Genomic DNA, 19780 nt, shown 5'->3' on the forward strand with positions numbered 1-19780 from the left:
TACGGTACGAGGGTAGTCCGGTGAGATGAGCCACACAATGGGAATATCGAAGCCGGTCAGGCGGGGCCCTGGTCCTCGGGGAAGTGTCGGACCGCGGGCGTACCGTTGGTGGCATGGCGCTCGACATTCCCCGGCTCGACGGCCGCTTCCAGGTCGTCAGTGACTTCCAGCCGGCCGGCGACCAGCCGGCAGCCATCGACGACCTTGAGCGTCGGGTCCGGCGCGGCGACCGCAACACGGTGCTGCTGGGCGCGACCGGCACCGGCAAGAGCGCCACCACGGCGTGGCTGGTCGAGCGGCTCCAGCGGCCCACCCTGGTGCTCGCGCCCAACAAGACGCTCGCCGCCCAGCTCGCCAAGGAGTTCGGCGAGCTGCTGCCGCACAACGCGGTGGAATACTTCGTCTCCTACTACGACTACTACCAGCCCGAGGCCTACATCCCGCAGACCGACACCTACATCGAGAAGGACTCCTCGATCAACGAGGAGGTGGAGCGGCTGCGGCACTCGGCGACCATGTCGTTGCTCACCCGGCGCGACGTCATCGTGGTGGCGACCGTGTCGGCGATCTACGGCCTGGGCACGCCGGAGGAATACCTCGACCGCGCGGTGCGGGCCAGGGTGGGGCAGGAACTCGACCGCGACCAGCTGCTGCGTCGGCTGGTCGACATCCAGTACACCCGCAACGACATGGCCTTCCAGCGCGGCACGTTCCGGGTCCGCGGCGACACGCTGGAGATCATCCCGGCCTACGAGGAGTTGGCGGTCCGGATCGAGCTGTTCGGTGACGAGATCGAGAAGCTCTACTACCTCAACCCGTTGACCGGGGACGTGGTCCGTGAGGTGGACAGCCTGGTGATCTTCCCGGCGACGCACTACGCCGCCGGCCCGGAGCGGATGGAACGGGCGATCCGCGACATCGAGGCCGAGCTGGCCGAGCGGCTGGCCGAGCTGGAGCGGCAGGGCAAGCTGCTGGAGGCGCAGCGGCTGCGCATGCGCACCACCTACGACATCGAGATGATGCGGCAGGTCGGCTTCTGCTCCGGCATCGAGAACTACTCCATGCACATGGACGGCCGGCTGCCCGGCAGCCCGCCGCACTGCCTGCTCGACTACTTCCCCGACGACTTCCTCACCGTGGTCGACGAGTCGCACGTGACCATCCCGCAGATCGGCGGCATGTACGAGGGCGACGCCTCCCGCAAGCGGATGCTCATCGACCACGGCTTCCGGCTGCCCAGCGCCGCCGACAACCGTCCGCTGCGTTTCGACGAGTACCTGGAGCGGGTGGGGCAGATGGTCTTCCTCTCCGCCACCCCGGGCCCGTGGGAGCTGGAGCAGGCCCAGGGCGAGTTCGTCGAGCAGGTGATCCGGCCGACCGGCCTGGTCGATCCCGAGGTGGTGGTGAAGCCGACCAAGGGGCAGATCGACGACCTCATGCACGAGATCAAGCTGCGCACCGAGCGCGACGAGCGGGTGCTGGTCACCACGCTGACCAAGAAGATGGCCGAGGACCTCTCCGACTACCTGCTGGAGAACGGCATCCGGGTGCGCTACCTGCACTCCGAGGTCGACACGCTGCGCCGGGTCGAGCTGCTGAGCGAGCTGCGCAAGGGCGACTACGACGTGCTGGTCGGCATCAACCTGCTCCGGGAGGGCCTCGACCTGCCCGAGGTCTCGCTGGTGGCGATCCTCGACGCCGACAAGGAGGGCTTCCTGCGCAGCGGCCGGTCGCTGATCCAGACCATCGGCCGCGCGGCCCGGAACGTCTCCGGCCAGGTCCACATGTACGCCGACAAGATCACCCCGTCGATGGCGGCGGCGATCGACGAGACGGATCGGCGTCGGGCCAAGCAGATCGCGCACAACGAGGCCCACGGGATCAGCCCCGAGCCGCTGCGCAAGAAGATCTACGACATCCTCGACGACATCTACCGCGAGGCGGAGGACACCGAAGCCACCACGGTCGGCGGCGCCGCCCGGCAACTGTCCCGGGGCAAGGCGCCGGTCAAGGAGACCCGCAGCCGGGGTGGCCGCGGCGGCACGGCGACCCCGTCCCGGGAGGGGATGGCCCGGGCCGACCTGGCCAACCTCATCCAGGAGCTCAACGACCAGATGCTGGCCGCCGCGCGGGAGCTCCAGTTCGAGCTGGCGGCGCGGATCCGCGACGAGGTCGCCGACCTCAAGAAGGAGTTGCGCGGGATGGACGCCGCCGGGGTGCGGTGACCGGCGCGCCGGCCGGGAGGGCGGGATGCTGACCGAGGCGGTCGTCGGGCGCCCCGACGCGCGGCTGCGTCCCTGGGTGGACCGCTACCTCGGCTACCGGGAGGACGCGCCGGCTCCGCTGGTACGCCGCGAGGTGGCCGGCGCGTTCGTGGTGCTGATCCTGGGCTGGGGCGCCCCGCTCGACGTCCGCGATCCGCGGGTTACCGGCCGTGGCACGTCCGGCAACGCGTTCCTGGCCGGCCCGTTCGACGGTTGGTGCGCCACCCGCACCGCCGGGACGGGCGTCGGCGTGCAGGTGATCCTGACCGCGCCGGCGGCTCGGCGGGTGCTCGGGCTGCCGCTCGGCGAGCTGGCCAACCAGGTGGTCCCGGTGGACCGGGTCGCCGGCTGGCTGGCCGACCTGCGGGACGCGCTGGCCGGCGCGGGCGGCTGGCCGGAACGCTTCGCCCGGCTCGACGCCGCCCTCACCGCCCGGCTGACGGCCACCGACCCGATGGACGGTCGGCTGCGGGCCGCGTGGCGGCGGCTCGACGCCAGCGGGGGAGCGGTCGGCGTCGCCGCGCTGGCCGACGAGGTCGGCTGGTCCCGTCGCCACCTGGCGGTCCGGTTCCGCCGGGAGTTCGGGCTGCCGCCGAGGACCGTGGCCCGGCTGCTGCGCTTCGAGCGGGCGTACGCCAGTCTCGGGCGCACGGTGCTCACCGCGCCGGCCGCCGGTGCGGAGGAGGGCTGGGCGGAGCGGGCGGCCCGCTGGGGCTACTACGACCAGTCACACCTGATCCGGGAGTTCCAGACGTTCGCCGGCGCCACGCCGGCGGTGCTGGCCCGACCCGGATCACATCCGTCCTATCCGGGTTGACCGGTGGGCGGCAGGCTGGTGGCATGCGAAGCATCTACCCGGTTCTCCGGTACCCCGACGTCCACGCCGCCGTCGACTTCCTCCGGTCGGCGTTCGGCCTCACGGTCCACGAACTGCACTCCGGGCCCGACGGCGCGGTGCGCCACGCCCAGCTCGGTCACGGCGACGGCCTGGTCATGATCGGGCCGGGGCCCGCGCCGGCGAGCCGCCCGGCCGACGACGACTACCGCGTCTACCTGGCGGTCGACGACGTGGACGCGCACCACCGGCAGGCCCGCGCGGCCGGCGCGGAGATTGTCCGGTCGCCGTTCGACACCGACTACGGCTCCCGCGACTACGCCGCCCGTGACCTGGTCGGCATGGTCTGGTCGTTCGGCACGTACGGTCCCTGACCGACCCGGCGTCTGTTGCTCTGCGCGAGCGAGGTATTGCCGTGTGTGATGGTCATGCGTACGCTCCCACCCTGGGAGGAGCGCATGCCGATGCCAGCAAGTCCGGTCGTCCGGCGGGTGCGGCTCGGCGTCGAGCTGCGCCGGCTGCGTCGCCGTGAGTCACTGACGCTCGAGCAGGTCTGCGCCCGGCTCGGCTGGGCGTCCACGTCGAAGCTGTCCCGCATCGAGCTGGGGCAGAGCCGGCCCGACCTGGCCGACGTGCTCGACCTGCTCGACGTCTACGCGGTGCCGCCGCACCAGCGCGACGATCTGATCGTCATCGCCCGCGACGCCGCCACCGGGCGTGGCTGGTCCAAGGCGCTGGGCGAGATGGGCGAGCGGCAGCGGGCGTACGCGGAGTTGGAGGCCGGCGCCGAGCGCATCGTGGAATACCAGTCGGCGCTCGTGCCGGGCCTGTTGCAGATCCCGGCGTACGTCCGGCTGCGGGTGTCGGCCGGCGCGTCGGTCGCCGACGAGGTGGACGTGGAGGCCGACGTCCGCGCCCGGGCGGTGCGCCAGGAGCTGCTGGCCCGGCCGGACCCGCCGCACTACACCGCGCTGATCGACGAGCGGGCCTGCGAGCCGGGCGGCCTGCCGACCGAGGTGTGGCGGGAGCAGCTGCGGCATCTGCTGACGCTGGCCGAGCGGTCGCACGTCACCGTCCGGGTGCTGCCGCGTGACGCCTCGTCCCGCGACGACCTGCACCCGCTGGCGCCGTTCTCCTACTACGCCTATCCCGACCCGGACGACCCGCGCACCGTGCTGGTGGAGACGCTCACCACCGACCTGCGCCTGGTCGCCGAGGCGGATGTGGCCCGGTACGAGCAGGTGATCGAGCGGCTGCTCGTGGCGGCGCTGCCCGAGGACGCGACGGCCGAGCTGTTGGCCCGGCGGCTCGGCAGCGCGCCGGTGCCCCGGCCGCGCCACGCACCCGAGCAGGGGTGAGCGCCGCGCGCCCACCGGGCCCGGCGCCCCCGTTGCCCGTCGGGACCGGTGACCGCGCGTCGCGCGCAGGCTACGCGTGGGGTACGACAGTTCAGGCCGGCACGTCGACGAAGTGCTCGACCAGCGGCGGGCCGGCGAAGTACGGGCCGATCAGCCCGCGCCACCGCCCGAAGCGCTCGGTCTGCCGGAAGTTCACGTCGTGCGCCTCCACCGAGTCCCACTCGACCAGCAGCACGAACCGGGTGGGCGACTCCACCCCGCGGGTCATCCGTACCGAGCGGCAACCCTGCGCCTCGGCGAGGACCGGTCGCGCCTGCGCGTAGGCGGCGGCGAAGTCGTCCTCGTGTCCGGGCGTCACGTCGATCAGCGCGACCTCAAGAACCATGCCCGAAGCCTCCCATGCCCGAGCGCCCCCGGTACGCTCCGGGGGCGCTCGGGCGGGCCACGTCTCTCCACCGAGGCACCGGCCTCCACGTGGCACCGGCGGCGGGGGAGGAACACCCACATGCTCGACTGGCTCACCGGCACCGCGTTCACCGCGTTCGGCGTCGGCACCACCTGGGCCGAGCTGCTCGGCTTCGTCACGGGCGTGGTCAACGTCTGGCTGGTCGCCCGCCAGCACATCGCGAACTGGGCCGTCGGCATCGCCAACGTGCTGCTGCTGATGGTGCTGTTCTGGACCGCCGGCCTGTACGCCGACGCCGGCCTGCAACTGGTCTACGTGGCACTCGGGGTCTACGGCTGGTGGCACTGGCTGTTCGGCGGCGCCCGGCGCAGCCGGCTCACGGTGGCCCGTACCGGTCGGCGGGAGTGGTGGGCGCTGGGCCTGGCCGGGCTGCTGCTCACCGCCGGGCTGTGGGCGTTGCTGGACCGGGCCACCGACTCGACCGTCCCGCTGGCCGACGCGGTCACCACCGCGTTGTCGCTGCTGGCCACCTACGGCCAGACCCGCAAGCTGGTGGAGAGCTGGTGGCTGTGGATCGCCGCCGACCTGGTCTACATCCCGCTCTACGCGTACAAGGGGCTGTGGCTGACCGGCGGCCTGTACCTGATCTTCCTGGCCCTCTGCGTGGTGGGGTTGCGGGCCTGGCGGGCGGACCTGCGCCGGCGGGCGGCGACCACGCCGGTGCCACCCGGTCCGGCGCCGGTGGCGGCGTGAGCGCGAGGAGTGAGTCGGGTTTGCGAGCCCCGCAGTCGCGAACTCTGGTGGCGGCGTGAGCGCGAGGAGTGAGTCGGGTTTGCGAGCCCCGCAGTCGCGAATTCTGGTGGCGGCGTGAGCGCGACCGGGCCGGGCCCGCGACGGTTCCGGCACGGCCTGGTGGTCGGCAAGTTCTACCCGCCGCACGCCGGGCACCACGCGCTCGTCGAGGCCGCCGCGGCCCGCTGCGCGGCGGTGACCGTGGTGGTGGCGCCGTCCCGGCGCGAGTCGATCCCGCTGGACCTGCGGCTGGCCTGGCTGCGTGAGGTCCACGCCGGCACCCCGTGGGTGCGGTTCGTCGGCCGCCACGACGACCACCCGGTCGACTACGCCGACCCGGCGGTCTGGGATCTGCACTGCGCGGTGTTCGCCGACGCGCTGGGCGGCGAGCGGGTGGACGCCGTCTTCTCCTCCGAGGCGTACGGCGAGGAACTGGCCCGCCGGTTCGGCGCGGTCGCGGTCGGCGTGGATCCGCAGCGGCGGGCGGTGCCGGTCTCCGGCACGGCGGTGCGCGCGGACCCGGCGGCGCACTGGCGGTGGTTGAGCGCGCCGCTGCGGGCGTGGCTGGTCCGCCGCGTGGTGGTGGTCGGCGCGGAGTCCACCGGCACCACGACCATGGCGCGGGCGCTCGCCGAGCGCTTCCGCACCGCCTGGGTGCCCGAGTACGGCCGCGAGCTGACCGCGCGCAAACTCGCCGCGCTGCGCCGCTCCCGGCCGGACGCGACCGTCTTCGACGTCACGTGGGACCGGGACGACTTCGTCGAGGTGGTGCGCGAGCAGCAGGCCGCCGAGGACGCCGCGGCGCGGGTCAGCGGCCCGCTGCTGTTCTGCGACACCGACGCCCGGGCCACCGCGATCTGGGAGGAGCGCTACCTGGGGTCGTCGTCGGCGGAGGTCCGCGCCGCCGCCCGCCGGCCGGCGCTCTATCTGCTCACCACCCACGAGGGGGTGCCCTTCGCCGACGACGGCCTGCGCGACGGGGAGCACCTGCGGGCGTGGATGACCGGCCGGTTCCGTGCGGAGCTGGCCGGGAGCGGGGTGCCGGTGGTCGAGTTGCGCGGAACGCACGAGGAGCGGCTGGCCGCCGCGGTCGCCGCCGGCGAGGATCTGCTCGCTGCCGGGTGGGCGTTCGCCGACCCGGTGCTGCCGCCCCCTGAGGGGTGAGTGCCGGGGCCATCGGACGAGGTGAGTCGTCTCTGCTCTCAGCTTGGAAGGGCAGCCGCAGGCAGCCCTGGGCACCGGCCGCCGCCGACCGAGACGCAAGGCTAGCCTCCTAGGACGGGGCGCGAAGGCGTGAGGCGCGGCACGTGATGACGGCAGATCGGCGCCCGGAGATGCGCTACCGGGGCGGGATGGTGAACAATGGCGGCCGAGGAGGGGAGTATTCCCCCGCGACGGAGTCGTCAGCACGGAAGAGCGCCAGCATTTCCCGGTCGCTCGACCCGGCTCCGTCGGTCGGAGTCCACCCGGGCCCCGGCGGAAGAGACCTCCGACAGTCACCACAGTCAGCGTCGACGCACCCCGGCCCCACACCCGGCGTACGGTGTGCCCGACGCTGCGTGTCTGCCGGAGGATGGATTTGAACGTGTCCGCATTGGTGTGGGCGGTAACCCTGACCGCGATGATCGCGGTCCTGCTCGCCGACCTGTTCATCATCGGCCGCCGCCCGCACGAGCCCAGCGTCCGCGAGTCCAGCCTGTGGGTCGGCTTCTACGTGGTGCTGGCGTTGCTCTTCGGCGTGGTGCTCTGGGTGACGGCCGGCCCGAGCGTGGCCGGCCAGTTCTACACCGGCTGGCTCACCGAGTACAGCCTCTCGGTGGACAACCTCTTCGTCTTCGTGATCATCATGGCCCGCTTCGGGGTGCCCCGGCAGTACCAGCAGAAGGTGCTGCTCGTCGGCATCCTGCTGGCGCTGGTCATGCGTGGTGGGTTCATCGCGGCCGGCGCGGCGTTGATCTCCCAGTTCTCCTGGGTGTTCTACATCTTCGGCGCGTTCCTGATCTACACCGCGGTGAACCTGGCCCGGCAGGGCGAGCCGGACGAGGACGAGTTCAGCGAGAACCTGCTGATCCGGTGGAGCCGCAAGGCGCTGCCGCTGTCCCGCGACTTCGACGGTGCGAAGATGACCACCCGGGAGAGCGGGCGGCGACTGTTCACCCCGATGCTGATCGTGATGATCGCGATCGGCACCACCGACCTCATCTTCGCGCTCGACTCGATCCCGGCGATCTTCGGCATCACCCAGGAGCCGTACCTGGTGTTCACCGCGAACGTCTTCGCGCTGATGGGGCTGCGGCAGCTCTACTTCCTGCTGGGCGGTCTGCTGGACCGGCTCATCTATCTCAGCTACGGGCTGGCCGTGGTGCTCGGCTTCATCGGCGTGAAGCTGGTCCTGGAGGCGTTGGCCGACAACAACCTGCCGTTCATCAACGGCGGCGAGCACGTGGGTTGGGCGCCGCACATCCCGATCTGGCTCTCGCTGACCGTCATCCTCGGCACCCTGGCCGTGGCCACGGTGGCCAGCCTGGCCAAGTCGTCGCGGGACCGGCGTCACGAACTGGCCGAGGCGCGTCGCTGACCTCACCGGGTGTCCGGGGCGGTCTCCGCCCCGGACACCCGGGTCAGACGCGGTGCGCGCCGACCAGGGTGGCGACCCGGTCCGGGGGCAGTTCCTCCTCGACCACCCGGCGGGTGAGGTAGCAGGCGTGCAGCATCCGGCGTCGGCCGTCGTGCGGCTCGGCCGTGACGATCCCGACGTGGTGGATGCGCCGGCCGGGGCGGGCGAAGAAGTAGAGGTCCCCGGGGCGCTCGTCGTCCAGCGCCAGCGGCGTGGTCGCCTCGGCCTGGTCGTCCGCGTCGCGGGGCAGCGTGACGCCGTACCGCCGCCAGGCCAGGTGCACCAGCCCGGAGCAGTCGATGCCGTCGGTGGACAGGCCGCCCCAGACGTAGACCAGGTCCCGCAGCCGCTCGGCAACCGCCAGCACCTCCTTGGCCTCGGGCCGCTCGGCGGGCAGCGGCACCAGGTCGCCCTCCGGGGCCCAGAGCGGATCGGCCCGCCCGGGCCCCCGGACCGGCCGCCAGCCGTCCGTCGGCCGCCCGGCGGAGATGAGGCGGGTGCCCAGGACCACCCCGGCGAGCGCCGGCGGCCCACCGGTGGCCTCGTGCAGCGTGGTCCGGCGGACGTCGACCACCAGCGCGGGCGCGGTCGGCCCGGCGTCGGCGGGCGCGGCGAGGTGGGCCGCCCGCATCCAGCCCGGGTAGCCGCGGGGGTCCAGCTTGGCGGCGGGCTGCCCGAGGGCGACCACCCGGACCCAGCCGTCCGGCCCGGCGCCGGTGACCAGCACCGGTTCGCCGAGCAGCAACTGCGTCAGGACGCAGTCGCCGACCCACTGGTCGCGATCCATCCCGGCGACCCAGGCGGCGACGTCGGGGCAGTCGCGCAGGGCGGGCTCGTCGGTCGGACGGACCGCGTCGGGGTCTGTCCACAGGGTCGCCACCGGGACTCGTACGACGGCCCGGTGGCCCGGTTGAGGCGCCATCCGCACCCCTCCTCCCACGCTCCTGTGGGCGACCCTATGAAAAAATCCACCGTCACTCAACCGCGGCGCTGAACCTTAGCTTCATTCACGTCGGCGATGCCGAGCCCCGGAGCGTCCGGCAGCAGCACGTCCGCGCCCTCGTACCGGAGCCCGCCGGTCACCGGCGACCAGGCGAGCCACCAGGCGGCATCGAGATCCGACACGGCCGTGGTGCCGTGGGCGGCGGCCAGGCTGGCCGCCGCGCCCACGCCGACCGGACCCTCCATCATCGAGCCGACGATCGTGCCCATGCCGTGCGCGGCGGCCAGGTCGAGCAGCGTGCGGGCCGGTTGCAGGCCCCCGCACTTGGCCAGCTTCACGTTGACCATGTCGGCCGCCCGACGCCGGATCACCTCGACCAGGTCGCGTACGTCGAAGACCGACTCGTCGGCGAGGATCGGCACCGCCACCCGGTCGCTGACCCAGGCCAGCCCGTCCAGGTCCCGGCGGTGCACCGGCTGTTCGACCAGCTCGACGTCGAGCCCGGCGTCCTCGATGCCACGGATCACCCGGACCGCCTCGCGCGGCGTCCAGCCCTGGTTGGCGTCCAGCCGGATCCGCGCGTCCGGGCCGACGGCGGAACGCACCGCGCGGACCCGGTCCAGATCGCCCCGGGCGTCGGTGCCGACCTTGAGCTTCAGCACCGTGAAACCCTCGGCCCGCCGCCGGCCGGCCGCCGCGGCCAGGTCGACCGCGTCGCCGGCGGCCAGCGTGACATCCGTCGGGACGCGCAGCGCGGTGCCGCCGAGCAGCCGCACCAGGGGTACGCCGAGCCGCCGCGCGGCCAGGTCGTGCAGCGCCACGTCGACGGCCGCCTTCGCCGACTCGTTGCCCACCACGGCCCGGCGCACCTGCCCGCAGCGGGCCTGGAGGTCGTCCGCGTCGCGTCCGGTCAGCAGCGGGGCGAGCAGTTCGCGGACGCACGCCTCGGCGCCGCCGATCGACGCGCCGGTGACCTGCCAGACCTGCGGGGCCTCGCCGAACCCGGACCGGCCGTCGCTGTCGATCACCTCGACGATCAGGGTCTCCACGGTGGTGGTGCTGCGCAGCGCGGTGACGAACGGGGTGTGTAAGGGGGCCGAGAGCCGGTAGGTGCGTACCGCCGCGATCGTCATGTGGGGCACCCTATAGGCACTGACGGCGAGCAGGGGAGGGCCGATGACCGGGCGGGACTGGGAGCTGGTGGGCGCGCCGAACGCCCGTGACCTGGGTGGGTTGCCGACGACCGACGGGCGGCGGGTCCGCGCCGGGCGGTTGGTCCGGACCGCGGCGCTGGGCCGGCTGACCGACGAAGACCTGCCGGTGCTGGGCAAGCTCGGCGTGGCCTGCGTGGTGGACCTGCGCGCCGCGCAGGAGCAGGAGGTCGCCCCGCCGGACCGGCTGGTGGGTGCGCCCCGCATGGTGCACCTGCCGGTGTACGACGCGGCCCACCCGGTGTTCACCTACGTCTCGGCCGTGTTGCAGGGGCACGACCTGGACGCGTACGCGGAGCTGGCCCGCGAGGGCATGCCGGGGGCGATGACGGCGATCTACCGCTGGTTCGTCACCGGGGAACCGGCGCGGGCGGGGTTCGGCGCGGCGGTGCGGCTGGCCGCGGAGGCCGCGAACCTGCCGCTGCTGTTCCACTGCTCCGCCGGCAAGGACCGCACCGGTTGGCTGTCGGTGGTGCTGCTGACCGCGCTGGGCGTGCCGGAGCCGGCGATCAGGGCCGACTACCTGCGGCACAACGAGTTGACCGAGAGCCTGCGCGAGGTGCTGCTGTCGGCGATGACGCGGCGTCGGCCGGAACTCGACCCGGCGGTGGCCCGGCCGCTGCTGGAGGTGCGCCCGGAGTACCTGGACGCCGCGTACGACGAGGTGCGCCGGGTGCACGGCTCGTTCGAGGCGTACCTGCGCGACGGTCTGGGCGTGACCGACGAGGTCCGGGCGGAGCTGCGGGCGGGGCTGCTGGCGTAGCCGGCCTCAGCCGGCCAACTCGTGCCGGGCGTCCCACACCCGCGCGGAGACGTGCGCGATCAGCCGGCACGCGTCGTCCTCGATCTGCTCGCCGTCCGCGCCACCGTCGGCCAGGGCGGTGGTCGTGCACACCACGATCGCGTACGGCGGCGCGTCGTCCGGGAAGACCACCCCGGCGCCGTGGCGGACGCCGCGTACCCAGCCGTTCTTGTGCGCGATGCGGGTGCCGTCGGGCAGCCCGGCGGCCAGGTCCTCGCGGTGCTCCTGAGCGACGAGCACGTCGAGCATGGCGGCGCAGCCGGCCGGTGAGGCGAGCGGGCCGGGCCGGCTCGCGCCCAGCGCCAGCTCGCCGAGGAGGGCGGCCAGGTCGGCGGCGGTGACCAGGTTGTCGATGCCGGCGTCGCGGGCGGCGAAGTCCTCGATGCCGCGGCCGGTGACGCTGTGCCGCGCGCCGGCCAGCCCCCACGCCTCCGCCACGGCGGCCAGCCCGACCTGGCCGATGCAGAGGTTGGTGGCCAGGTTGCTGGAGCGGATGATCATGCGTTCGGCGAGCCAGCGCAGCGGCGCGGTGCCGCCGACGGCGTCCCAGACCGCCTCGTCGTTGTCGTAGTCGCGGGCGTTGGCGAAGCGGGGCGCGTCGGGGTGGGCGGAGTCGAACGAGTTGTGCACCGGCACCGGCGCGTCCAGGTCGAGCCGGCCGGCCTCGGCGGCCCGGTGCAGCGCCACCAGCACGGCCACCTTCATGGTGCTCGCCGCGTAGTGGGTGGCGTCGGCCCGCCGCGTCCAGATGGGGCGGGCGCCAGGCCGCCCCACGTACGCGGAGACGGTGCCGGGGACCCGGTCCAGGTGCGTGTCGAGCTCGTCCCAGATCATGGGGCCGACCGTAGCGGATCTTCCCGGCGCGCGGGGCTGCGGTGCGGCCGGCACGGCGTTAACGTGCCGAGATGGCGACCGCTCTGTACGACGACATCGCGGACTGGTACGAGGAGTACGCCAGGGACACCTCCGGCCCGTACATGGACCGGGTCCGGTCGGTGCTCGCGGAGCTGCTGGGCCGGGGCCCCGGGCGGTGCCTGGACCTGTGCTGGCGGCGCTCACCGAGGCGGCCCGGGTGCTGCCGCCGGGCGGCCGGCTGGTGCACGTCGGCGTGCACCCGTGCTTCGTCGGCGCGTTCGCCGACCGGTCCGAGCCGGAGCGCGTCGTGACTGACCATCCACCCGGGCGCGCTGATTCACGGAAAGAGTGGCCATCCCCCGGGGAATGGCCACTCTTTCCGTGAATGTGCGGGGGTCAGCCGGCGTGCTTGCGGCGGGCCGCTGCCCGGCCGCGCTGCTGCTGGTCCAGCACCACCTTGCGGATGCGCACCGCGGTCGGGGTGACCTCGACGCACTCGTCCTCGCGGCAGAACTCGAGCGCCTGCTCCAGCGACAGCTTGCGCGGCGGGATCAGCTTCTCGGTCTCGTCGGAGGTCGACGCCCGCATGTTGGTGAGCTTCTTCTCCTTGGTGATGTTGACGTCCATGTCGTCGGAGCGGGAGTTCTCCCCGACGATCATGCCCTCGTACACCTCGGTGGTCGGCTCGACGAAGAGCTGGCCCCGCTCCTGAAGGTTGATCATGGCGAACGAGGTGACCGCGCCCGCCCGGTCGGCCACCAGCGAGCCGTTGTTGCGGGTACGCAGCTCGCCGAACCACGGCTCGTACGACTCGAAGACGTGGTGCAGGATGCCGGTGCCCCGGGTGTCGGTGAGGAACTCGGTGCGGAAGCCGATCAGGCCGCGCGCCGGGACCAGCCACTCCATCCGGATCCAGCCGGTGCCGTGGTTGACCAGCTGCTCCATCCGGCCCTTGCGGGTCGCGAGGAGCTGGGTGATCGCGCCGAGGTACTCCTCCGGGGCGTCGATGGTCAGCCGCTCGACCGGCTCGCAGGTCTTGCCGTCGATCTCCTTGGTGACCACCTGCGGCTTGCCGACGGTCAGCTCGTAGGACTCGCGGCGCATCTGCTCGACCAGGATCGCCAGGGCCAGCTCGCCACGGCCCTGCACCTCCCAGGCGTCCGGCCGCTCGGTGGGCAGCACCCGCAGCGACACGTTGCCGACCAGCTCCTTGTCGAGCCGGTCCTTGACCATCCGCGCGGTGACCTTGGCACCCTTGACCCGACCGACCAGCGGCGAGGTGTTGGTGCCGATGGTCATCGAGATGGCCGGCTCGTCCACCGTGATCAGCGGCAGCGGAATCGGGTTCTCGGCGTCGGCCAGCGTCTCACCGATCATGATCTCCGGGATGCCGGCGACCGCGATGATGTCGCCGGGCCCGGCGGACTCGGCCGGCTTGCGCTCCAGGCCCTCGGTCATCAGCAGCTCGGAGATGCGGACCCGCTGGGTGCTGCCGTCGGTGCGGCACCAGGCCACGGTCTGACCCTTGCTGATCGTGCCCTGGCGGACCCGGCACAGCGCGAGCCGGCCCAGGAACGGCGAGGCGTCGAGGTTGGTGACGTGCGCCTGGAGCGGTGCGTCCTCGTCGAACGCGGGCGGCGGGATGGTGTCCAGCAGGGTGCGGAACAGCGGCTCCAGGCTGGTGCTGTCGTTCGGGATCGCGCCGTCGGCCGGCTGGGTCAGCGAGGCGATGCCGTCGCGGGCGCAGGCGTAGACGATCGGGAAGTCGATCTGCTCCTCGTCGGCGTCCAGATCCAGGAAGAGCTCGTAGGTGTCGTCCACGACCTCCTTGATCCGGGAGTCCGGCCGGTCCACCTTGTTGATCACCAGGATGATCGGCAGCCGGGCACGCAGCGCCTTGCGGAGCACGAACCGGGTCTGCGGCAGCGGGCCCTCACTGGCGTCCACCAGGAGCACCACGCCGTCGACCATGGTCAGGCCGCGCTCGACCTCACCACCGAAGTCGGCGTGGCCGGGGGTGTCGATGATGTTGATCGTCACCGGGTCGGAGCCGTCCGCCGGCAGGTACCGCACGCCGGTGTTCTTGGCGAGGATGGTGATGCCCTTTTCCCGCTCGAGGTCCCCCGAGTCCATGACCCGCTCGGTGTCCTCGCCGCGGGCGCCGTAGGCGCCGGCCTGCCGCAACATGGCGTCGACCAGGGTCGTCTTGCCGTGGTCGACGTGGGCGATGATGGCGACGTTGCGGAGGTCGGTGCGAAGCTGCATACCCTCCATACTCCTGTCTGCGGTTGCCGGGGCACGCCTCGGGGTCACCCCGAGATGGCCCGGATCTGTGTCGAAAGTGCTGGGCCGACCGTTCCAGCCACTGGCATGCTGGCTCCGTGCGGGGTGCCGAATGCCTGATCTGCTGAACTGGCTGCAAGGGCTGCCGCCCCTGCTCATCTACCTGGTCGCCGCGCTGATCGTCGCGGGGGAGACCGCGGTGATCTTCGGGCTGCTGGTGCCGGGCGAGGCGACCCTGCTGCTGGTCGGCTTCCTAGCGTACGCGGGGACGCTACGGCTCGCCCCCGCGCTGGCGGCGATGACGGCCGCCGCCGTGATCGGAGACACACTCGCCTACCGTGCCGGCCGGCGTCACGGGCCGCGGTTGCGCGCCTCCGGGCTCGGTGCCCGGATCGGACCGCACCGGTGGCGGCGCGCCGAGGAGCTGTCGGACCGGCTGGGCGGGCGCGGCATGATGGCCGCGCGCTGGGTCGCGTTCGCCCGCACGCTGGCGCCCCGGCTGGCCGGCGGCGCCGGGATGTCGTACCGGCGGTTCGCGCCGTGGAACCTGGCCGGGGTGGTGAGCTGGGTCGGCGCCTCGGTGCTGGCCGGTTACCTGGCCGGTGAGTCGTACCAGCGGGTGTCGGACCTGCTCGGTCGCGCCACCGGCGCGGTGCTGGTGTTGCTGCTGTGCCTGCTCGGCGTGGTGCTGGCCGGTCGCTGGCTCGGGCGTAACCCGGACCCGGCCCGGGCGTTGGCGGCCCGCGCCGCCGCGCTGCCGCCGCTGCGCTGGCTCCGGTCCCGGTACGGGGTGTTGTTCTTCCTGCTCGGCATGCGCGTGGGCCCGGTCGGCGCGCTGCTGGTCAACCTGGCGTTCGGGCTGGCGCTGCTGTTCGCCGCCGGCCTGGCGGTGGCCGCCCTGCTGACGGCGGTGGTCCGGCACAGCGGGCTCGGGGTCCTCGACGGGCTGGTCGGCGACTGGTTCGCCGCCCGGCGTACCCGGGGGGTGGCGGACGCGGCGCTGGCCGTCGTCTCGGTGCTGCGCGGCTGGGTGCTGATCACCGCGGTGGCCCTGGTGGCGGCGGTGGTGGCCCGGCGGCACCGGCCGTGGCGGGCGGACCTGCTCGGGGTGGTCGGCACGGTCGGTGCGGCGGTTCCGCTGGTGTTGCTGGTGGGGGTGGTCGACCTGACCGGTCCGGGCGTTCCGGACCGGGTCCGTGACCTGTTCCCCGGCCAGAACGCGGTGGTGACGGCGAGTTTCGGCACGCTGGCCTGGCTGCTGGCGCGCGGGGCGCGCTGGCCGGTCGGGGCGGCGGTCTGGACGGCCGCCTCGGCCGGTGTGGTCGCGGTCACCGGCGCGCGGCTCTACCTGGGGTGGAGCACGGCCAGTGGCACCGCCTCGTCGGTGCTGCTGGGCGCCGCCTGGACCGCCGTCTTCGTGATCGCCTGGTCGACCCGGAACCGGGCGGCGAGCGGGGCCGGCCGGCCGGGCGCGGCGGACGGCGGCCCGCCCGGACCGGAACCGGGGGAGGGGCCGCCCCGGCCCCCAGCGCCCCGGCCGGCGTCGCGGGGGCCCCGGACCCCCGTCGATCCCTGCTAGGGTGCGCCGAACGGGGGACCACGGGGAGGTTCGATGCGGCGAGGAGTCGGCCGGTGGGCCGCGGCTGCGGTGGTGGCACTGCTGGCGGCCGGCACGGTGAGCGGATGCGGCGGCGAGGAACGCCCGGTCCGTGAGGTGGCGGCGGAGCTGCCCACGGCGGCGGCTCCGGCCGAGGAGCCGGCGGAGGCGCCGGCCGACGCGCCGAGCGAGGCGCCGCCGGCGGTCGAGGCGATCGGCGGCAGGCCCAGCCCCAGCGCGAAGGCGAGCGTGAAGCCGCGGCCGAAGCCGACCCGCACGTCCACGGCGCCGCTGGCCCGGCCGAAGCCGCCGACCGAGACCCGGGTCCCGCCGGCCCCGCCGAAGCCGCCGGCCAGCGGCTGCAAGGCGACCTACCGGGGCACCCAGGCGAGCCGCAGCGAGGTCAAGAAGGCGCTCGCCGACGCCGCCGCGCGCACCTACTGGCCCACCTCCGCGCCGGACATCCGCGTCCCGTCGGCGCTGATGAAGGCCACCGCCTGGCAGGAGAGCGGCTGGCAGTCCAACATCTACGCCTGTGACACCGGCGTCGGGCTGATGCAGGTCATGCCGGCCACCGCGGAGTGGATGAACCAGCGGTTCGAGCAGTCGTACGACATCGACGACTACCGGGACAACGCCTACCTGGGCGGCACCTACCTGGCCTGGCTGACCAAGTACATCGGCGACATGTACTTCGAGTCGGACTACCGCCTCGACGCCTCGCTGTGCACCACCGAGCTGAATTCCTGCCTGCTCAACGCCGTGATCTCGGCGTACAACTACGGGCACGCCGCGGTGGCCCGGGAGGGGAAGCCGCTGGCGATCCCCAACCCGCAGTACGTCTACAACGTCCGCGAGCTGATGACCAGCTGCGAGTGCCTCGGCTTCTGACCGGCCCGCTCCGGCCGGGCGTCGGCGTGCCGCTGACGCCCGGCCGACGGGTCAGTCCCGCGCGGTGACCGGCTCGGCCGGTGCGTCGGCCGCCTCGGTGGGCGCGTCGGGGTCGCGGGTGATCCGCCCGGGCCACCAGAACCGGTCGCCGAGCAGGAACGCCAGCGCCGGCACCAGCACGGTACGGACCAGCAGCGTGTCCAGCAGCACGCCGATGCAGACGATGATCCCGATCTGGGTGAGCGTGATCAGCGGGAGCACGCCGAGCACCGCGAAGACCGCGGCCAGCAGCACTCCGGCGCTGGTGATGACGCCGCCGGTGACCCGCAGCGCGGACAGCATCCCGTCGCGGGTCCCGGCCCGGCGGGCGTCCTCCCGGGCCCGGGTGACCAGGAAGATGTTGTAGTCCACGCCGAGCGCGACCAGGAACACGAACGCCAGCAGCAGCACGCCGCTGTCCAGCGCCGGGAAGCCCAGCACGTGGTCGAAGAGCAGCCAGGCGGCGCCGAGGCTGGCGAAGAACGACGCGATCACGGTCAGCACCAGCAGCAGCGGGGCCAGCAGGCCACGCAGCAGCAGCACCAGCACGGCGCCGACCAGCAGCAGGATGATCGGCAGGATCAGCCGCAGGTCCCGCGTGTTGGCCTGGTCGGAGTCGTAGGTGGCGGCGACCGTGCCGCCGACCAGCGCGCCGTCGGGGGCGTCCGCCCCGGCGACGGTGGGTGGCGCGGAGTCGGGCACGGCGGCGACCGCGTCGCGCAGCGCCGTCACGGCCCGGTCGGAGTCGGCGGTGCCGGGCTCGGCGGTGAGCACCACGTCGACCTGGGCGACCCGGTCCCCGGCGAGGCCGGGCCGGGCCGAGGCCACGCCGTCGACCGCGCCGGCGGCGGCGAGCACCGCGGGTGCCGCCTGCGGGTTGGTGAGCACCGCGACGGGCTGGGTGCTGCCGGCCGGGAAGGCGCGTGCGAGCGTCTCCGCGCCGGCGACCGCCTCGGGCCGCTCCCGGAACTGCTCGGTCTCGGACAGGCCGGTGCGGATGCCCAGCCCGCCGAGCGCGAGGCCGACGAGCAGCAGGGTGGCCAGCACCGCGACCGGCAGTGGCCGGCGGACGACCAGCTCGCCGAGGCGGCCCCAGAGCCGGCCCTCCCGGGCGGCGCTGCCGACGCGCGGGACGAACGGCCAGAACAGGCCCCGGCCGAACAGCACCAGCGCGGCGGGGAGCACGAACAGGGCGGAGAACATGGCGAACACCACACCGATCGCGCACGCCACCGCGAGCGCCCGGTTGGTCTCCTGCTCGGACAGCAGCAGCGTGAGCACGCCGAGGACGACGGTGCCGCCGCTGGCCAGGATCGGCTCGGCGGTGCGGCGCAGCGCGGCCCGCATGGCGGTGAACCGGTTCTCCTCGCGGCGCAGCTCCTCCCGGTAGCGGGCGATGAGCAGCAGGGCGTAGTCGGTCGCGGCGCCGAAGACCAGCACGCTGGCGATGCCGGTGACCTGGCCGCTGGGCAGGTAGATCCCCAGCGCGGGTACGACGGTCTCGACCGTGCGCAGGGTGAGCTGTTCGGTGGCGGCCACCACGAGCAGCGGCACGAGCCACAGGAACGGGCTGCGGTAGGTGATCAGCAGCAGCAGTGCCACGACGGCGGCGGTGACCAGCAGCAGCGTGGTGTCGGCGCCCTGGAAGACCTTGCTCAGGTCGGCGGTGAAGGCGGGGCCGCCGGTGACCTCGACGGTCAGGTCGTCGGGCAGGTCTGCCACGGCGTCCCGTACCTTGCCCACCTCGTCGACCACGGCCTGCTGGTCGCCAGCGGTGGACAGCGGCACGGCGACCAGCGCCACGGTGCCGTCGGGGGAGAGCTGGGCGGGGGCGACCCGGCCGCTGACGGCGAGCGGGCCCAGTTCGCCGGCGGCGGCGTCCAGCGCGGACCGGTCGGACGCGCTGAGCGGAGCCCGGTCGGCGCGGCTGACCACGACCAGCGCGGGTTGGGTGTCCCGCGACGGCAACTGGTCCTGGAGCCGCTCGACCTGGGTCGACTGCCACTCGACGGACAGGCCGGTGGCGGAGACCGGTTCGGGGTTGTCCGGTCGGGGTAGCCCGAAGATCACCGCGCCGACGACGAGTGCGGCGGCCACGGTGAGCCAGGCGGCCAGCCGGCCCCGGGCGACACGGGTGAACAGTGACATCGGATGCCCTCATGATCCTGCTGGGTGATTCTCGCCAGCCGAGTATCTTGATGAGCGAGATTATCCGGCGAGGCTCTATGCTGCAAGCCGGACCGAAGGGGATGGCGGCGAGCGGTGACGGGGCACGGCATGTACCGGCGACGGAACGACCCACGTGGACGCATGGCCGCGGAGATCACCAACGACCTGCGTCGTTACTCGATGGACGCGCAGCACGTCGGGCATGCGTTCGCCGGGCTGCACGGGTTGAACCCCACCGATCTCCAGGCGCTGATCGCGGTGATGGAGGCCGAGCTGGTGGGCGAGCCGATCACCCCCGGCCGGCTCGGCGAGGTGCTCAACCTCTCCTCCGGTTCGGTGACCGCGCTGGTCGACCGCCTGGAGCGCGCGGGCCACATCCGGCGCGACCGGGACACCACCGACCGCCGCAAGATCCTGCTGCACTACGCCGATCGCGGCGCGACGCTGGCGCAGAGCTTCTTCGGCCCGCTGGGCCGGCGCACCGACGAGGTGATGGACCGGTTCACCGACGACGAGCTGGCGGTGGTGCACCGGTTCATGGGCGAGATGGTGCACAGCATGCGGGCGCACCGCGACGAGGTGCGCGCCGCCCGCGCCGCCACCGAACCGCCCGGCGACCGCTGACCGTGCGGCTCGTCACCCGGCTCGCCGCGGCGGCGCTGCGGCTGCCCGCCGCCCGGGCCGGCCGGATCGCCGTCACCCGGGAGGTCCCGGTGCG

At 73.5% G+C, this 19780-nt stretch carries 18 protein-coding genes; 12 read left to right on the forward strand and 6 right to left on the reverse strand.

The window, feature by feature from the left end:
* Positions 1 to 113 precede the first annotated feature (113 nt).
* The 4 genes from uvrB (at position 114) to VKK44_RS07085 (ending at position 4457) form a co-directional block, all read left to right on the forward strand.
* Positions 114 to 2225 (forward strand): excinuclease ABC subunit UvrB, encoded by a 2112-nt coding sequence (uvrB, locus tag VKK44_RS07070; protein ID WP_343446030.1) that lies wholly within the window; start codon positions 114 to 116, stop codon positions 2223 to 2225.
* A 25-nt stretch (positions 2226 to 2250) separates the two neighbouring features.
* A complete protein-coding gene (locus VKK44_RS07075) occupies positions 2251 to 3081 on the forward strand; it encodes an AraC family transcriptional regulator (protein ID WP_343446031.1) in 831 nt (276 codons plus the stop codon).
* Positions 3082 to 3104: 23 nt separating this feature from the next.
* Positions 3105 to 3473, forward strand: a complete 369-nt coding sequence (locus VKK44_RS07080) for a VOC family protein (protein WP_343446032.1) — start codon at positions 3105 to 3107, stop codon at positions 3471 to 3473.
* An 84-nt stretch (positions 3474 to 3557) separates the two neighbouring features.
* On the forward strand, positions 3558 to 4457 hold the full coding sequence (locus VKK44_RS07085; protein WP_343446033.1) for a DUF5753 domain-containing protein: 900 nt from the start codon (positions 3558 to 3560) through the stop codon (positions 4455 to 4457).
* Between the two features lie 91 nt (positions 4458 to 4548).
* On the opposite strand, the gene VKK44_RS07090 is transcribed toward VKK44_RS07085, so the two are convergent.
* The gene (locus VKK44_RS07090) at positions 4549 to 4842 is read right to left on the reverse strand and encodes an antibiotic biosynthesis monooxygenase family protein (protein WP_343446034.1); all 294 of its coding nucleotides are present in this window, start codon (positions 4840 to 4842) and stop codon (positions 4549 to 4551) included.
* 120 nt (positions 4843 to 4962) lie between these two features.
* On the opposite strand from VKK44_RS07090, the gene pnuC reads away from it, so the two are divergent.
* The 3 genes from pnuC (at position 4963) to VKK44_RS07105 (ending at position 8233) form a co-directional block, all read left to right on the forward strand.
* Positions 4963 to 5616, forward strand: coding sequence for a nicotinamide riboside transporter PnuC (gene pnuC / locus VKK44_RS07095; protein WP_343446035.1), 654 nt, complete (start codon positions 4963 to 4965; stop codon positions 5614 to 5616).
* A 114-nt stretch (positions 5617 to 5730) separates the two neighbouring features.
* A complete protein-coding gene (locus VKK44_RS07100; RefSeq protein ID WP_343446036.1) occupies positions 5731 to 6819 on the forward strand; it encodes an AAA family ATPase in 1089 nt (362 codons plus the stop codon).
* 415 nt (positions 6820 to 7234) lie between these two features.
* Positions 7235 to 8233 (forward strand): TerC family protein, encoded by a 999-nt coding sequence (locus VKK44_RS07105; RefSeq protein ID WP_343446037.1) that lies wholly within the window; start codon positions 7235 to 7237, stop codon positions 8231 to 8233.
* A gap of 43 nt (positions 8234 to 8276) precedes the next feature.
* On the opposite strand, the gene VKK44_RS07110 is transcribed toward VKK44_RS07105, so the two are convergent.
* Positions 8277 to 9152, reverse strand: a complete 876-nt coding sequence (locus VKK44_RS07110) for a C40 family peptidase (RefSeq protein WP_343446038.1) — start codon at positions 9150 to 9152, stop codon at positions 8277 to 8279.
* A gap of 98 nt (positions 9153 to 9250) precedes the next feature.
* Positions 9251 to 10348 carry a mandelate racemase/muconate lactonizing enzyme family protein gene (locus VKK44_RS07115; RefSeq protein WP_343446040.1) on the reverse strand — a complete coding sequence of 366 codons (1098 nt, stop codon included), beginning with the start codon at positions 10346 to 10348 and terminating at the stop codon, positions 9251 to 9253.
* 43 nt (positions 10349 to 10391) lie between these two features.
* Here VKK44_RS07115 and VKK44_RS07120 point away from each other — a divergent pair, with 43 nt between their 5' ends.
* Positions 10392 to 11189, forward strand: a complete 798-nt coding sequence (locus VKK44_RS07120) for a tyrosine-protein phosphatase (RefSeq protein ID WP_343446041.1) — start codon at positions 10392 to 10394, stop codon at positions 11187 to 11189.
* A 6-nt stretch (positions 11190 to 11195) separates the two neighbouring features.
* On the opposite strand, the gene VKK44_RS07125 is transcribed toward VKK44_RS07120, so the two are convergent.
* The gene (locus tag VKK44_RS07125) at positions 11196 to 12062 is read right to left on the reverse strand and encodes a serine hydrolase (protein WP_343446042.1); all 867 of its coding nucleotides are present in this window, start codon (positions 12060 to 12062) and stop codon (positions 11196 to 11198) included.
* Positions 12063 to 12133: 71 nt separating this feature from the next.
* Between VKK44_RS07125 and VKK44_RS07130 the strand changes: the two genes are divergently transcribed.
* Entirely contained in the window at positions 12134 to 12394 is a 261-nt protein-coding gene (locus tag VKK44_RS07130; protein ID WP_343446044.1) for a hypothetical protein, read from the forward strand.
* A gap of 85 nt (positions 12395 to 12479) precedes the next feature.
* Here the strand turns inward: VKK44_RS07130 and typA are convergent, their stop codons facing one another.
* On the reverse strand, positions 12480 to 14348 hold the full coding sequence (gene typA, locus VKK44_RS07135) for a translational GTPase TypA (protein ID WP_343446045.1): 1869 nt from the start codon (positions 14346 to 14348) through the stop codon (positions 12480 to 12482).
* A 130-nt stretch (positions 14349 to 14478) separates the two neighbouring features.
* On the opposite strand from typA, the gene VKK44_RS07140 reads away from it, so the two are divergent.
* Both VKK44_RS07140 and VKK44_RS07145 read left to right on the forward strand, forming a co-directional pair.
* Complete coding sequence (locus VKK44_RS07140; RefSeq protein WP_343446046.1) at positions 14479 to 15945, forward strand: DedA family protein; 1467 nt, start codon at positions 14479 to 14481, stop codon at positions 15943 to 15945.
* Positions 15946 to 15978: 33 nt separating this feature from the next.
* Entirely contained in the window at positions 15979 to 16854 is an 876-nt protein-coding gene (locus VKK44_RS07145; protein WP_343446047.1) for a transglycosylase SLT domain-containing protein, read from the forward strand.
* 51 nt (positions 16855 to 16905) lie between these two features.
* On the opposite strand, the gene VKK44_RS07150 is transcribed toward VKK44_RS07145, so the two are convergent.
* The gene (locus tag VKK44_RS07150; RefSeq protein WP_343446048.1) at positions 16906 to 19041 is read right to left on the reverse strand and encodes an MMPL family transporter; all 2136 of its coding nucleotides are present in this window, start codon (positions 19039 to 19041) and stop codon (positions 16906 to 16908) included.
* A 129-nt stretch (positions 19042 to 19170) separates the two neighbouring features.
* Between VKK44_RS07150 and VKK44_RS07155 the strand changes: the two genes are divergently transcribed.
* Positions 19171 to 19686: a MarR family winged helix-turn-helix transcriptional regulator gene (locus VKK44_RS07155; RefSeq protein WP_343446049.1), complete on the forward strand. Its 516-nt coding sequence runs from the start codon at positions 19171 to 19173 to the stop codon at positions 19684 to 19686.
* The last annotated feature ends 94 nt before the right edge of the window (positions 19687 to 19780 follow it).

It is taken from the genome of Micromonospora sp. DSM 45708 (genome assembly GCF_039566955.1).
Lineage (GTDB): Bacteria > Actinomycetota > Actinomycetes > Mycobacteriales > Micromonosporaceae > Micromonospora.